The organism is Salinisphaera sp. S4-8, assembly GCF_040361235.1.
Taxonomy (GTDB): Bacteria; Pseudomonadota; Gammaproteobacteria; order Nevskiales; family Salinisphaeraceae; genus Salinisphaera.
Genome location: NZ_APNF01000014.1, coordinates 26,635 through 39,522, shown reverse-complemented (window position 1 = coordinate 39,522; position 12,888 = coordinate 26,635). Strand labels below are relative to the sequence as shown.

Genomic DNA, 12,888 nt, shown 5'->3' with positions numbered 1-12,888 from the left:
GCGGACTTGCGCGCCGGCCGGAGCTCGCTAGCGTCAATAACTGCTCTTGAGCCCGATAACTGCGACCACGATTGCCAATACGCACACAAGCCGCGCCGGGCGGGCGGAATCGCCCCAGAACAGGATGCCCAGCAGGGTGCTGCCCACCGCGCCCACGCCGGTGAACACGCCGTAGGCCATGGCCATGGGAATGCTGTGCATGGCGTAATGCAGACAGGTTAGCCCCAGGCCGAAGCCGCCCACGCCCAGCACGAGACCAGAGAGATAAACGCGCCGGGTCAGGCGTTCGAAACCGGCCACGCCCACGATTTCAAAAGCCCCGGCACAGAGTAGGGCCAGCCAGCTCATGACGCGGTCTTCGCGGTCGATGTGGCGGTGAGCTTGAGCCCGCAGACCGCCGCCAGCAGCAGCGTTAGCCAGGCCAGCGCGGCCGGGTCGAAATGCATGCCGAAGGCGAAATGGTCGAGCAGGGTGGTGCCGGCCGTACCCAGGCCGACGAACAGGATATAGACCGTGGTTGCGGCCAGCCGGCGTGCGGCAACCAGCGCCAGGCCGAAACTGGCGATCACGCAGGCGCCGGTGGCGAGCCAGTCGATCACGCTATCCGCGGCGTTGAGCCCGGAAATCCAGCCAACTTCCGCGGCGGCCGCCAGGATCAGCCAGATCAGATTCCACATTGTTCGCTCCTCGCTAACTAACGGTCGTTAGTATAGCCGAGTACAATCGGAGTGCAAGGCCGGCTCGGTAATCCCGGCCGCGCTAGAATGGGCGCGATGAACGACGCTGCCGCATCGACCGCCGAACGTATCGAAACAGTTGCCCTCGCGCTGTTTGCACGCCAGGGCTATGAAGCCACCACGCTTGCGCAGATCGCTGACGGGGTGGGCATTCGCAAGCCCTCGCTCTACAACCATATCGACAGCAAGGCGGCGCTGTTTCTCGATCTCGTGGCCCAGGTCGAGGCCGCCTTCTTCGTGGTTCAGGACACAAGCCTTGCGCGGCATGCCCAAGCCGATGTGAAGACCCGGCTGCATGCGCTCGTCGAGGATTTGAGCGGGTTCATCTTCACCGAGTCCCAGGGCGCGTTCTACAAACGCTGCCTACTGTTTCCGCCGGAGGCGCTCGCTGCCCAGATCCGTGACATCAACGCCGCCAACGAACGCCGTATCGATAGCGCCCTGCGTGATCTCTACCTCCAGGGCCAGCGCGAGGGCTGTTGGCGCGATATTGGCGAGCGCGCCTTTCTCGATGCCTTCTATTGCCTGATGGACGGCCTCTACAGCCAGCGCTTCATTTACGACGAAGCCGAGTATCGGCGCCGTCTGGCTTCGAGTTGGTCGGTGTTCTGGGCCGGGCTACGCCACGTGCAGGGGTGAAGCACCGTTTGGGCTGGGGTTTACTCACATGATATAAATGTAATGTTATTTCATTTTATATTTGGTTGGGGACGTCATGCGGGGGAACTATCAATACGGGCCGGTCGCGGTACAGCGGCCGTGGCGGCGTTCGGCTGTCTGTCTGGCGCTGCTGTGCGTGCCGGTGTCGGCGTGGGCGGCCGGTAGCGATGTCGACACGCTGGCCTTGCCGGGCCAGGGCGCCGAGCAGCAGGAACTGGGCCCGATTTCGGTGACGGGCGCGCCGCTGCCGGGCAGTCCGTTGTCGCAGGCAGCGGATGTCGATGTGGTCGAATCCGACGCTATCGAAGCCAAGGGCGCCAGCAATCTGGGCGAAGCGGTCGAGGATCTGGCCGGCGTGGATTCGATCAGCACCGGCAATAGTGTCGGCAAACCGGTTATTCGTGGGCTTTCGGGCGAGCGCATCAAGATTCTGTCCGATGGTGTGGGCGTGGATCATCAGCAGTTCGGCGTACGCCATATGCCGACCACCGACACCTTCCTGGTCGATCGGGTGGAAGTCGTACGCGGGGCCTCGAGCGTGTTGTACGGCTCGAGCGCGCTGGGTGGGGCGATCAACCTGCTGCCGCCGGAAATCGCCTGGGATACGCCGGTCGAAGGCGAGGCGCTCACCCGCTATTCGACCAATAACGACCAGTGGGATACCGGCATCAAGGCCACCGGCGGCAATGGCCGCTTCGGTTATGCCGCGGGCCTCATTCGGCGCAGCGCGGGCGATATCGAAACGCCCGACGAGACGACCTATTTCCCGCCGCCGCCGGCCGAGCGCTACCGCGATGCGCCGGCCTATACCGGCAAGCTCGGTTATACCGATTTCGATCAGGTCAACGGCGATTTCGCGCTGGGCTATCGCGACGACGACGGCGGCGAGTGGACTGCGCGCTACAGCCGCTTCAACGACGAACACAACTTCCTGTTGCCGCCGCCGGCCGGCACGCGCCCGCCCTCGGCGGGCGAAGAGGGCATCGGCCAGTACATCGATAACGAACAGGTCGAGCTGGCCGGTAACAAGCAGGCCGGTGGCATAACCTGGAAGCCCAAACTCGTTTGGCAGAACAATCGGCGTCGCTCCAATGCGGCCGGTACGCCGCGAGCGGCCGGTTTCGACGACGCGATCGATATCGAATTCGATCAGTACACCGCGCGTCTGGAGGGCCAGCACGGGCCCGTGCTCGGCCTGGACGGCGGCACCGTGGGTATCGAATATGTCACCAAGGATCAGGTATCGCGCGGCACCACCCAGCTCTCGCCGGGCGGTACGGTCGACAACGCCGCCATCTTCGCCTTCGAGGAAAAAGGCATCGGCGATCTGCTGCTTCAGGCCGGGCTGCGCTACGACCATCACGAAGTCGAGGGCGAGGCCTCGAAGACGGCCAATCCGTCGCAGAGCGTGATCGACGCGGAAAAACAGACCTATGACGTGATCACCGGTTCGCTCGGTGGTATTTATAGCCTGACCCAACAGCTGTCGGTGGCGGCCAATGTGGGCCGCGGCTTTCGCGCGCCGAGCCTGTTCGAGTTGTATGTCGCCGGCCAGCACGGCGGCGTGGCGGCCTTTCAGCAGGGCAATGCCGATCTCGACGAGGAAACCTCGTTGAATACCGATCTGTCGCTACGCTGGGCCTCGGATACGCTACGGGCCAAGGCCACGGTGTATCGCAATGCCATCGACGACTACATCTTTTTGCAGGACACCGGGCGTGCGGTCAACGGCCTGCCCGTGCTCGAAAATGCCCAGGCCGATGCCGTGCTCACCGGCGCCGAGCTGTCGATCGAGAAAGATGTCAATGCCTGGATGACACTCAGTCTGGCGGCGGAAACCGTCAACGGCGAACGTCGCGACAACGACGACGAACTGCCGTTGCTGCCGGCCGATAACGTACGCGTTGGCGCCCAGTTCAAGCCAGCCAGCGAGGGCTGGCTGCGCGATCCGCGGGCCTCGGTGAGCGTGCGTTACTACGCCTCGAAGGATGCCGCCCCGGGCGAGCCGTTTGCCCAGTTCGACAACGCGCCGTTCGGCTCGGCGTCGACCGACGATTACTATCTGGTCGATCTCGGCGCCGGCTTTTCGCCGCAAATCGGTGGCCAGACGGTGCATCTGGATATGGCCATCCACAATCTGCTGGACGAGGACTATCGCGGCTTTCTGGATACCTATAAGGGCTATGCCCTGTCGCCCGGCCGCGATGTGCGCCTGACCGCGCGCCTGCCGTTCTAGGCGTGATGGGTATTGAAACACGGGCAGGCAGGTGTCGGGCTCGCCCATCGAGCCAGGCCGGTCCGCGCAATCGCGGGCGCGGTCGTAACCTGCAATGACGCGATCGGTGGCGGATGTTCCGGTCGATCGGCCGGGGCGTAGCGCTGGCTATACGATCGCGGCGGTGTTTATCGTCGCGGTCGGCTTTGCGGCGCTTTCCGGCTATACGAAGGTCGCCTCGATCGCCCTGATTGCCTGTGTGGCCATGCTGGCCGGCGGCGTGCTCGGCTATCGGGCGCAGGGTACGAGTGCATTCTGGCAGGGTCTGGACGGGGTGGCCGGCGGCGCGATGATCGCGGCCGCCTGTATTCTGTTGTTGCCCAAGGCCGTCTCCCTGGATGCGGGGCTGGCGGGCGTGGGCGTGTCGTTCGGTTTGTTGTTCGGTCTGGCCCTGCATCGCGCCTGTCGCTTCCAGGCCTGGCGCCCCGGGGCGCTGGGCGAATCCAGCCTGCTGGCGCTGACCGTGCATTCGGCCGGCGCAGGCGTGGTGATCGGTATGCTGTATGCGCAGACGCCGAGCCTGGGGTTATGGGTAGGCAGCGTCATCGTGGCCCACAAGTTTCCGGCCGGCTATGCGGTCGCACGGCGGCTGCGCGCCAACGACGGGGCGCTGGCCGGAATCCTGCTACCGGCCTGTGCGGTGGGAATCGTTGCCGCGCTCGCGGCCATGGCCACCGGCGTACTACCGCCCTCGGTCGGGGTGGGGGCGCTCGCCCAGGGGCTTGCCGCCGGGGTATTTCTACACGTGGGGCTGGAATGTGTCGCGCTTGAGGGGCCGGCCTCTGCCAGTCCCGACACGCCGGGCTGGCATATCTGGCTGCCGGTCGCGATCGGCATCCTGCTGATGCTCGGGCTGAAACTCGTTCTGGGTTGAGCCGTCTGCGTGCCGCGAACTCGATGCTTGACAGCTTCTATATAGTTTAATTGTTATGTTATGACGTATAAAGTCATGACAGAAGATGAACTCCGGGCCATGCCCGCCAACCAGTACATGAGCCCGGACCAGCTCGAGTTCTTTCGCGGGCGGCTGTTGCAGCTGCGCGAAGAAGTGCTCGTACGCGAACGCGAGATTCGCGAACGGCTCAACGACAATACCTCGCTCGCCGATCCGGGCGATCGTGCACTGGCCGAGGAGACACGCTGGCTGGACCTGCGCCTGCGTGATCGCGAAGCCCAGCTGCGCAACAAGATCGACGCCGCGCTGCGGCTGATTCGCGACGGCGATTACGGCTGGTGCGAGGTCTCCGGCGAGCCGATCGGCGTCGAGCGCCTGCTGGCCCGGCCCACTGCGACCACCTGTGCCGACGTCAAGACCGACGCCGAATTGCGCGAGCGCGCGTTTCGCGCGGCGCGCTGAATCTTACCCCAGACGTTTTCAAGAGGATTGGATATGCGTGATACACGCCTGCCGGTCACCGTGCTTTCGGGCTTTCTCGGCGCGGGCAAGACCACCGTACTCAACCACGTACTCGCCAACCGCGACGGGCTGCGTGTGGCCGTAATCGTTAACGACATGAGCGAGATCAATATCGACGCCGCCCGTATCCGCGATACCGGCGCGCTGTCGCGGGTCGACGAAAAGCTGGTCGAATTCTCCAACGGCTGCATCTGCTGCACCCTGCGCGACGATCTGCTCGCCGAAGTCACACGGCTGGCACGAGAAGCGCGTTTCGACTATCTGCTGATCGAATCCACCGGCATCTCCGAGCCCATGCCGGTCGCAGCCACGTTCGCGGTACGCGACGAAGACGGCTTTTCGCTGGCCGACGTGGCGCGTCTGGATACCATGGCCACCGTGGTCGATGCCGCCGCGCTGCTGGCCGACTATGAAAGCGCCGACTTCATCGGCGATCGCGGCGAGTCGCTGGGCGAAGAAGACGAACGCAGCGTGGTCGATCTGCTGGTCGATCAGATCGAGTTTGCCGATGTCATCGTGCTCAACAAGACCGATCTGGCCACGCCGGAGCAACGCCGCGCGGCGCGTGGTGTGATTGCTGCGCTCAATCCGGCGGCGCAGGTGATCGAGGTCGAACACGGCCGAGTCGCCACCAGCGATATCGTCGGCACCGGGCGTTTCGACTTCGACCGCGCGGCGATGTCGGCGGGCTGGGTACGAGAGCTGCAGGGCGTGCATACGCCTGAAACCGAGGAATACGGCATCAGCAGCTTCGTCTATCGGCGCCGCCAGCCGTTTCATCCCAAGCGTCTGCTCGAACTGTTCCACGACGACTGGCCCGGCGTGCTGCGCAGCAAGGGCTGGTTCTGGCTGGCCACGCGGCCCGATTTCGTCGGCGAAATGGCCCAGGCCGGCGGCGCGCTCACCCACCAGGCGATCGGTCTGTGGTGGGCCAGCGACCGGGCGGGCCAGGCACCTCAAGATGCCGAAGCACGGGCCAGCGTCGAAGCGCTCTGGGACCCGCTCTACGGCGATCGGCGCCAGGAGATCGTGATCATCGGCATGGGCATGGATGAAGCCGCGCTGATCGAGCGCCTGGATGCCTGTCTGCTGACCGAGGCCGAATGCATGGGCGGGCCCGACATGTGGCGCGAGTTCGACGACCCGTTCCCGCGCTGGCAGCTCGCCGCCCACTAAACGCCTTCTGCAACAACCGGTCGTCCGTCTGTCCCGGCGCGCGTTTGCTCGCGACGCCGGGGCCTTTTTATCGCGCTGGCTATCCGCCATCGAAACAGCGGACGTGGTCAGTGGTCTCAACGCCGTTTCTGAGCATCCATGAAACTCAGCTGGCTGTTCTTAATCACGCAGGTTGTCCGCAAATGAACGCGAAGGAACGCGAATAGGGCGAAAGACAGATCGATCGAGGCTGGGCATTGCTTCCCGGCGCCTGCTTGATTTCGTGGATAACCAGGACGCGATTAAAAGGAAGGGCGGGTACCGGTTAGTCGTTTGTTTTTAAGCTTCGTGGCTGCGGGTTGCGACTCGCGTGGTTTTACGCGCTCGCTTGACCCGAAAAGTCATCGATTCTTTTGCCGGTAGATACTTCAAAGGCTATCGCGACGGGCGTTCCGTGTTTCGATTGCGGGCGCGCTGCGTTGCGCGGGCGTGCCGACTCAAGCGCGAGCCCAGGCTATGCCGTACTGTCCAGCGCGGCCAGAATGCCCGTCAGCGACTCGCGCGGAATATCGCGGGTAATGAATACCAGTCGCGAGCGTCGATCTTCGTCCGGCCAGACGTCGAGCCACGTCATGGGGTGAAAGATATGCTGCACCCCGTGGATGACGGCGGGTCGGGCTTCGCCGGCAATATGGATCAGGCCCTTGATACGCAGCATGCGCTCGCCCATGAGCGACACCATCAGCTGCAGCCATACCTCGAGGCGATCGGCGTCGATGGGCGTATCGAAGGTAAAGCAGTGCGCACGCACGCGATCGTCGTGGCGATTCGGATCGTTGCCGACCGACGTTGGCGCAAGCGTGGGCGCCGGGGTCGCCACGGCCGGGCCCAGGCGCAGGCCGGTAGTAGCCGGCTGGGGTGTCTTTGCGGCCGGGGAGTTGCCCAGCCAGCGTTCGATATCGGCCCCATGTGCGCTTTGCGGGTCAATGCCGAGATCGGTCAGTGCGCTGGCATCGACATGGCCGTGGGTCACCGTGAGCTGGCGTGCACCGTTGTTGAGCGCGCCGAGACGTGCGCGCAGGCTGGCCAGCGTCGCGGTATCGGCGAGATCGGCTTTGGTCAGTAGCAGCAGGTCGGCCATGGCGGCCTGCTTCATCGCCTCGTCGTGGGCATCGAGGCTGGCCTGACCGTGGACGGCGTCAACGCAAGTAACCACCCCGTCCAGCCGGTAGGCGCGGGCGATACGGGCATCGGTCATCAGGGTATGCAGAATCGGCGCCGGGTCGGCCAGGCCGGTGGTTTCGATCACCAGCCGGTCGAAATGGCGTTCGCCGTCGCGTGCGAAGCGCCAGGTGGCATCCCGCAGGGTACGTACGAGATCGCCGCGTACCGTGCAGCACAGGCAGCCGCTGTCGAGTGCGACGAGTTCGCTTTCGTGGCTGGCACTGAACAACTGATGGTCCAGGCCGATTTCGCCGAATTCGTTAATGACCACCAGCGTGCGGTTCATGCCGGGTTGGCGTACCAGCTGGTTGAGCAGGGTGGTCTTGCCGCTGCCCAGGAAGCCGGTCAGCAGGGTGATGGGAATGGGCGTGTCGGCGGATGCGGGCATTAGCGGTTGAAGGGGCGGGGTGTTTCGGCGCTCGGGCCTGTCAGCGTGCCGGATCGGTGGCGTTCAGCTCGGCGGCCGCGCGTTCGAACCAGCCGATGACGGCACGATGGTGGGCCGCGCCATAGACTTCGATGAATCGCCGGGTAGCGTAATCCGCGTCATCGCGCAGCGCGTGCAGCCGTTGTTCGATATAGGCCGGGGTCAATGCTATACCGCAGTCGACCGTGATGCAGTGACGCCACTGTTCGTAGCGGCGGGGAACGACGTCGTTATGCGCTGTCATGGCGACCTCTTGCAGCAGTTTTGGGATCGGACTGGTCGAAAGCCCGCCGCATGAGCCATGCAGCGGGCCGGTTCGCGACGTGTCGTATCAGGCGGGTTCGACGACCGCGTTTCGGGATGTGACCAGTTCGCCCGGCAGATCCGGGGTGAGGGTCTCGTCGCGATAGTGAATCACCGAACGAATGGCCTGGCCGCTGCGTAACAGTTCGAATGCCGTGTTGAGCTGCTCGTGGTCCATGTTGTGGGTGATGTACGGGTCCACGTCGATGGTGCCGTTGAGCCATTCATCGACCATGCCGGGCAGCTCCGAGCGACCCAGCACGCCGCCGAAGGCGGAGCCACGCCATACCCGGCCGGTGACCAGCTGGAACGGCCGGGTCGATATTTCTTCGCCGGCACCGGCCACGCCGATGATGATGCTCTCGCCCCAGCCCTTGTGGCAGCACTCCAGCGCCGCGCGCATCAGCGCCACGCTGCCGACACATTCGAAGGAGAAATCCACGCCGCCGTTGGTCATGTCGATGATGACTTCGTGCAGCGGCTCGGAATAATCACGCGGATTGATGCACTCGGTCGCACCCAGTGATTCGGCCAGGGCGAACTTGTTGGGGTTGATATCGATGCCGATGATGCGGCCCGCACCCTGGAGAACCGCGCCCTGGATTACGGCCATGCCGACCGCGCCCAGGCCGAATACGGCGACCGTGTCCCCGGGCTGGACCTTGGCCGTATTGCGTACCGCGCCCACGCCCGTGGGCACGGCACAGCCCATGACACAGGCCTTGGACAACGGCGCGGCCGGGTCGATCTTGGCGACGGCGATCTCGGGCAGCACGGTGTATTCGGCAAACGTCGATGTACCCATATAGTGGTGCAGCATCTGCCCGCGGTAGGAAAAGCGGCTGCTGCCGTCGGGCATCAGCCCCTGGCCCTGGGTCTTGCGGATGGTCTGGCACAGATTGGTCTTGCCCGACTTGATATAGGGGCAGTTCGGGTCCTCCGGCTGGTAGAGCGGGATCACCACGTCGCCTTCCTTGACGGAGGTTACGCCCTTGCCGACATCTTCGACGATACCGCAGCCTTCATGGCCGAGAATGCAGGGGAAATTACCCTCGGGGTCGCGCCCCGAAAGGGTGAACATATCGGTATGACACAGGCTGGTGGTGACGATACGCACCAGGACTTCGCCCGCCTTGGGGCCTTGCAGATCGACTTCTTCGATCTCGAGCGGGGTGTTGGGTGCCCAGGCGATGGCAGCACGCGTTTTCATTTGCAAACCCTTGGGTTCTGTTAAGGACGTTATAACATGTCAACCTTGTCAAACATGCAGACCGGTCGGGCTTCGAAAGGATCGGTGCTGGCAAGGGCCGCCGGGCGGTGACCCGCGCCCGGCGATGTCGACCGGTGCTAGCGGTTGACGAGCCGGGCGTCGGTCAGGCGATAGAGCAGGCCGTCGTCGGTCTGGGTTTCGGCCTGGAGCGTGCCTTCAACGACCACCGGCTCCCAGGTCATTTCCATGGCGCGCTGGGTATGCACATCCACCACGGTGGCCGGGCCGCCCGGCATATGGAAAAAGCACACCGGCGGATTGGCCGAGAGGATGAACCGGGTCTGGGTGGTGGACATCTGCATGGGCAGCATATAGCCGACTAGGCGCACGCTCTGGCCGAAGCGCTCTTTCAGTGCCGCCGGGTAGGTCGCAGATACGCGAAACTGTTCGTCATAGTCGATCTGGGCCTGCATCAGCGCCGCCCAGCCCAGCACATTATCGCTGTCGTCGATGCCTTCCAGAGCGCTGGCATAGTCGTCCACCGCATCGGGTTCGCGCACGTCGAGGCCGATCTGGGTAGAAACCGAGCCGGCCGACACTGTGAGCGTATCGCGCCCCAGCGAACGGGCCACGAGGGCCAGATCGGTATAGCCGCCGTCGCGGGTCACCGGCTCGGGGCCGACGAGTGCGTTGTCGCGGGTGGAACTTAAGCTGATGGGGACATCGTCGAGCAGCTCGCCGTCGGCGTCGCGGACCTCGGCGGCCAGGTAGACAATGTCGTTCTTGATGGCCGGGATCACGGGCGCGCCGTCGCTCGGTGCGAGCTGTTCGTAGATCAGGTCGATGGACGCGGGCTCATTCGCCCAGGCCGAGCTGGCCAACAGCGCGACCGCCAGGCCTAGCAGCAGGCCGCACCCCCGCGCGAGACCACTCATTCGCCGGCCAGCGTACGGGCGATATCCACCCGATAGGCCTGAATCGCCGGCACGAGTGCTGCCAGCAGGCCCACGACCACGGCCATCACCAGAAGGCCCCATTCCGCGGGCTGCCAGGCCCAGCCGGTCAGATGAAACAGTTGTGCGTCTTCCAGCCATAACCCCAATCCCTCGGTCACCAGATGTCCGATCAGTAAACCCAGCGTGCTACCACCAAGCGCGAGCATCTGACCTTCGAGCAGGATATGGCGCAGAAGTTGCGCGCGGGAAGCGCCCAGCGAGCGCATCATGGCCAGGTCCACGCGCCGTGCGCGCAGGGCGTTGTAAAGCGCGACGAATACGCTCAGCGCGGCGGCTACGATCATCAGCGCGGCAAAGGCGGCGAGCGTGTCCAGGCCGAAGCCGATCAGCCCCAGCAGGCGGGTGATTTCGGCGACCGGCGCAGCCGCCTGCAGGCTGGAGACACGGTTGATCAGCCGTGGCAGCGTCAGGCCCGCCAGCGGCGAGTCGGAAATCAGCAGCAGCGCGGTGATCTGACGGCCCGTGGCTGGAAAGTCCGGGTCCAGGATCGACGGCAGGGGCGCCTGCTCGGCGGCTGCTTGCCGCTCGTGATTGTCGTGATTGTCGTGATCAGGGGAGCCCGGCTGTTCGGCGTGTCCGTGGGTATGCGCTTCGTCGTGCTCGTGCTCATGTTCATGGTCATGGTCATCGGCGGCGTGCGCGTCTTCGTCCGCATGGTTATGATCGTGACCGAGGCCGCCATGCAGTGCCCAGACGCTGCGTACATCGGTGAGCGCCAGCCGGTCGATCACGCTGCGCGTAGGCGCAAGCACCCCGACTACGCGATAGAGAGAATCATCATGGGTATGGCCGCTGGCGGCAAAGCCATGCACGCCAGCAAAAGTGTCGCCCACCGACAGGCCCGTAGCAGCCGCGACCTGTGCACCCAGCACGGCTTGCATGGGTGCACGCCAGCCGTGGCCATCCTCGATCTCGGCATCGTAGAGCGGCAGGAAGTCGTCGCTGGTGCCGACGATACGAAAACCCTGCACGCTGTCGCCGAGCGCGACCGGGATCGCACGGTCGACCAGCCGGTGGCGAGACCAGCGCCGGGCCTCGGCGAAATCGATGTTCCCGGTGGGCGCATCGATATGATAAATGCTCGACAGAATCAGCTGCAGCGGCGAGCCCTTGGCCCCCAGCACCAGGTCCACCCCGCCGGCATCGCGTACCAGGTTGTCCTTGAGCTGGGTCGATGCCAGCAGCAGGACCACGATGATGGCGCTGCCGAGTGCCAGCAGGAACACGTTCAACGCGGCCGTGAGTTTCTGATGGCGTAGATAGGCCAGGCTCAAGCGCCAGAGATTCATGCCACCACCGCGGCATCGCCGAGCGTGAGCCGGCGTTCAAAGCGATCGGCCAGGCGGCGATCGTGCGTGGTCACCACCAGCGCTGCACCCGCGGCCCGGGCCCGCTCGATCAGCAGCGTGGCTACGCGCTCGGCGTTGGCATCGTCCAGGCTGGAGGTGGGTTCGTCGGCCAGGATCAGCCGCGGTTCGTTGACCAGCGCACGCGCCAGTGCCACGCGCTGGCGTTGCCCCTGGCTGAGCTGGGCCGGGTAGCAGGCCTTGAAGGCGGCCAGGCCCACGCGTTCGAGCGTATCGTCAATACGGGCCGCGTCCGGCGCGAGGCCGGCAAGATAGCGTGCCAGGGCCAGATTGTCCGCCACCGAAAGCGCGGCGATCAGGTGCAGGCTTTGATAAACCAGCCCGATATGGCGGCCGCGAAAACGATCGCGGGCGGCTTCGCCCATTGTCGAAAGCGACTGTCCGCAGACATGGATTTCGCCACGCGTCGGCGTGAGTACGCCCGCTAGTAGATGCAACACTGTGGACTTGCCACTGCCAGAGGGGCCGAGAATCGCCAGCTGTTCGCCGGCGGCCACATCCAGATGTGCCAGGCGTACAACGGGCACGTCGGTATAGCGGTGCTCCAGATCGCGAATACAGAGCATGAATCGGCAGGCAGGTCAGGGACGCTATAACGTTACATTTTTTAAGCCAGGATGTCTGCTGATTTCGGTATCCCGCGCCCAAAAAAACCGGACGAGCCGGCGTCCGGGCATGTTACAAGCCCTGCGGATCGACGGCTTAGTTGACGACTTCGATCGGGCCGTGATCGTCGCAATGATCGCCGTGCGGGTGGTGCAGGTGGCCGTCGACGAGGTAGTCGATATGGTCACCATGCGGAACCGCCTCGTGGCCGCAGCCGGGGCCATGCGTGTGCGACGCGTCATGGCCGCCGCAGTCGTGGGCCGGGGTGCACTGGTCGGGGTTCTTGTCCGACACCTCGATCACGTGTTCGTCCACATGATCACCGTGCGGGTGGTGCAGATGGCCGTCATGCAGATAGTCCACATGGTCACCATGGCGCACGCCGGTGTGCTCGCACTCCGGGCCATGGGTATGCGGATGGGGCTGGTGATGGTCGTGATTGCATTCGGTCATGCTGAACTCCTGGCGTGAATGATTCGAGGCTGCGTTCG

Annotated in this window: 14 protein-coding genes; 5 read left to right on the top strand and 9 right to left on the bottom strand. The window is 64.5% G+C overall.

The window, feature by feature from the left end:
• Positions 1-33: 33 nt before the first annotated feature.
• Both S4A8_RS16860 and S4A8_RS16855 read right to left on the bottom strand, forming a co-directional pair.
• Entirely contained in the window at positions 34-348 is a 315-nt protein-coding gene (locus S4A8_RS16860) for a DMT family transporter (protein WP_353221026.1), read from the bottom strand.
• Positions 345-677 (bottom strand): SMR family transporter, encoded by a 333-nt coding sequence (locus tag S4A8_RS16855; protein ID WP_353221025.1) that lies wholly within the window; start codon positions 675-677, stop codon positions 345-347. The genes S4A8_RS16860 and S4A8_RS16855 overlap by 4 nt, the downstream gene beginning before the upstream one ends.
• Positions 678-773: 96 nt before the next feature.
• Here S4A8_RS16855 and S4A8_RS16850 point away from each other — a divergent pair, with 96 nt between their 5' ends.
• The 5 genes from S4A8_RS16850 to zigA all read left to right on the top strand — a co-directional run bounded on the left by S4A8_RS16850 (position 774) and on the right by zigA (position 6,265).
• On the top strand, positions 774-1,376 hold the full coding sequence (locus S4A8_RS16850) for a TetR/AcrR family transcriptional regulator (RefSeq protein WP_353221024.1): 603 nt from the start codon (positions 774-776) through the stop codon (positions 1,374-1,376).
• Between the two features lie 76 nt (positions 1,377-1,452).
• On the top strand, positions 1,453-3,633 hold the full coding sequence (locus tag S4A8_RS16845) for a TonB-dependent receptor plug domain-containing protein (protein ID WP_353221023.1): 2,181 nt from the start codon (positions 1,453-1,455) through the stop codon (positions 3,631-3,633).
• A gap of 106 nt (positions 3,634-3,739) precedes the next feature.
• Complete coding sequence (locus S4A8_RS16840) at positions 3,740-4,546, top strand: ZIP family metal transporter (protein WP_353221022.1); 807 nt, start codon at positions 3,740-3,742, stop codon at positions 4,544-4,546.
• A 75-nt stretch (positions 4,547-4,621) separates the two neighbouring features.
• Complete coding sequence (locus S4A8_RS16835) at positions 4,622-5,029, top strand: TraR/DksA C4-type zinc finger protein (RefSeq protein WP_353221021.1); 408 nt, start codon at positions 4,622-4,624, stop codon at positions 5,027-5,029.
• Positions 5,030-5,062: 33 nt separating this feature from the next.
• Positions 5,063-6,265: a zinc metallochaperone GTPase ZigA gene (gene zigA, locus S4A8_RS16830; protein ID WP_353221020.1), complete on the top strand. Its 1,203-nt coding sequence runs from the start codon at positions 5,063-5,065 to the stop codon at positions 6,263-6,265.
• Between the two features lie 493 nt (positions 6,266-6,758).
• Here the strand turns inward: zigA and S4A8_RS16825 are convergent, their stop codons facing one another.
• The 7 genes from S4A8_RS16825 to S4A8_RS16795 all read right to left on the bottom strand — a co-directional run bounded on the left by S4A8_RS16825 (position 6,759) and on the right by S4A8_RS16795 (position 12,850).
• On the bottom strand, positions 6,759-7,856 hold the full coding sequence (locus tag S4A8_RS16825) for a CobW family GTP-binding protein (RefSeq protein WP_353221019.1): 1,098 nt from the start codon (positions 7,854-7,856) through the stop codon (positions 6,759-6,761).
• A 40-nt stretch (positions 7,857-7,896) separates the two neighbouring features.
• A complete protein-coding gene (locus tag S4A8_RS16820; protein ID WP_353221018.1) occupies positions 7,897-8,139 on the bottom strand; it encodes a hypothetical protein in 243 nt (80 codons plus the stop codon).
• Between the two features lie 87 nt (positions 8,140-8,226).
• Positions 8,227-9,408 (bottom strand): S-(hydroxymethyl)glutathione dehydrogenase/class III alcohol dehydrogenase, encoded by a 1,182-nt coding sequence (locus S4A8_RS16815; RefSeq protein WP_353221017.1) that lies wholly within the window; start codon positions 9,406-9,408, stop codon positions 8,227-8,229.
• A gap of 137 nt (positions 9,409-9,545) precedes the next feature.
• The gene (locus tag S4A8_RS16810; protein WP_353221016.1) at positions 9,546-10,343 is read right to left on the bottom strand and encodes a DUF3299 domain-containing protein; all 798 of its coding nucleotides are present in this window, start codon (positions 10,341-10,343) and stop codon (positions 9,546-9,548) included.
• Positions 10,340-11,713 (bottom strand): ABC transporter permease, encoded by a 1,374-nt coding sequence (locus tag S4A8_RS16805; protein ID WP_353221015.1) that lies wholly within the window; start codon positions 11,711-11,713, stop codon positions 10,340-10,342. The genes S4A8_RS16810 and S4A8_RS16805 overlap by 4 nt, the downstream gene beginning before the upstream one ends.
• Positions 11,710-12,357 (bottom strand): ABC transporter ATP-binding protein, encoded by a 648-nt coding sequence (locus S4A8_RS16800; protein ID WP_353221014.1) that lies wholly within the window; start codon positions 12,355-12,357, stop codon positions 11,710-11,712. The genes S4A8_RS16805 and S4A8_RS16800 overlap by 4 nt, the downstream gene beginning before the upstream one ends.
• Positions 12,358-12,493: 136 nt before the next feature.
• The gene (locus S4A8_RS16795; protein WP_353221013.1) at positions 12,494-12,850 is read right to left on the bottom strand and encodes a hypothetical protein; all 357 of its coding nucleotides are present in this window, start codon (positions 12,848-12,850) and stop codon (positions 12,494-12,496) included.
• Positions 12,851-12,888 lie beyond the last annotated feature (38 nt).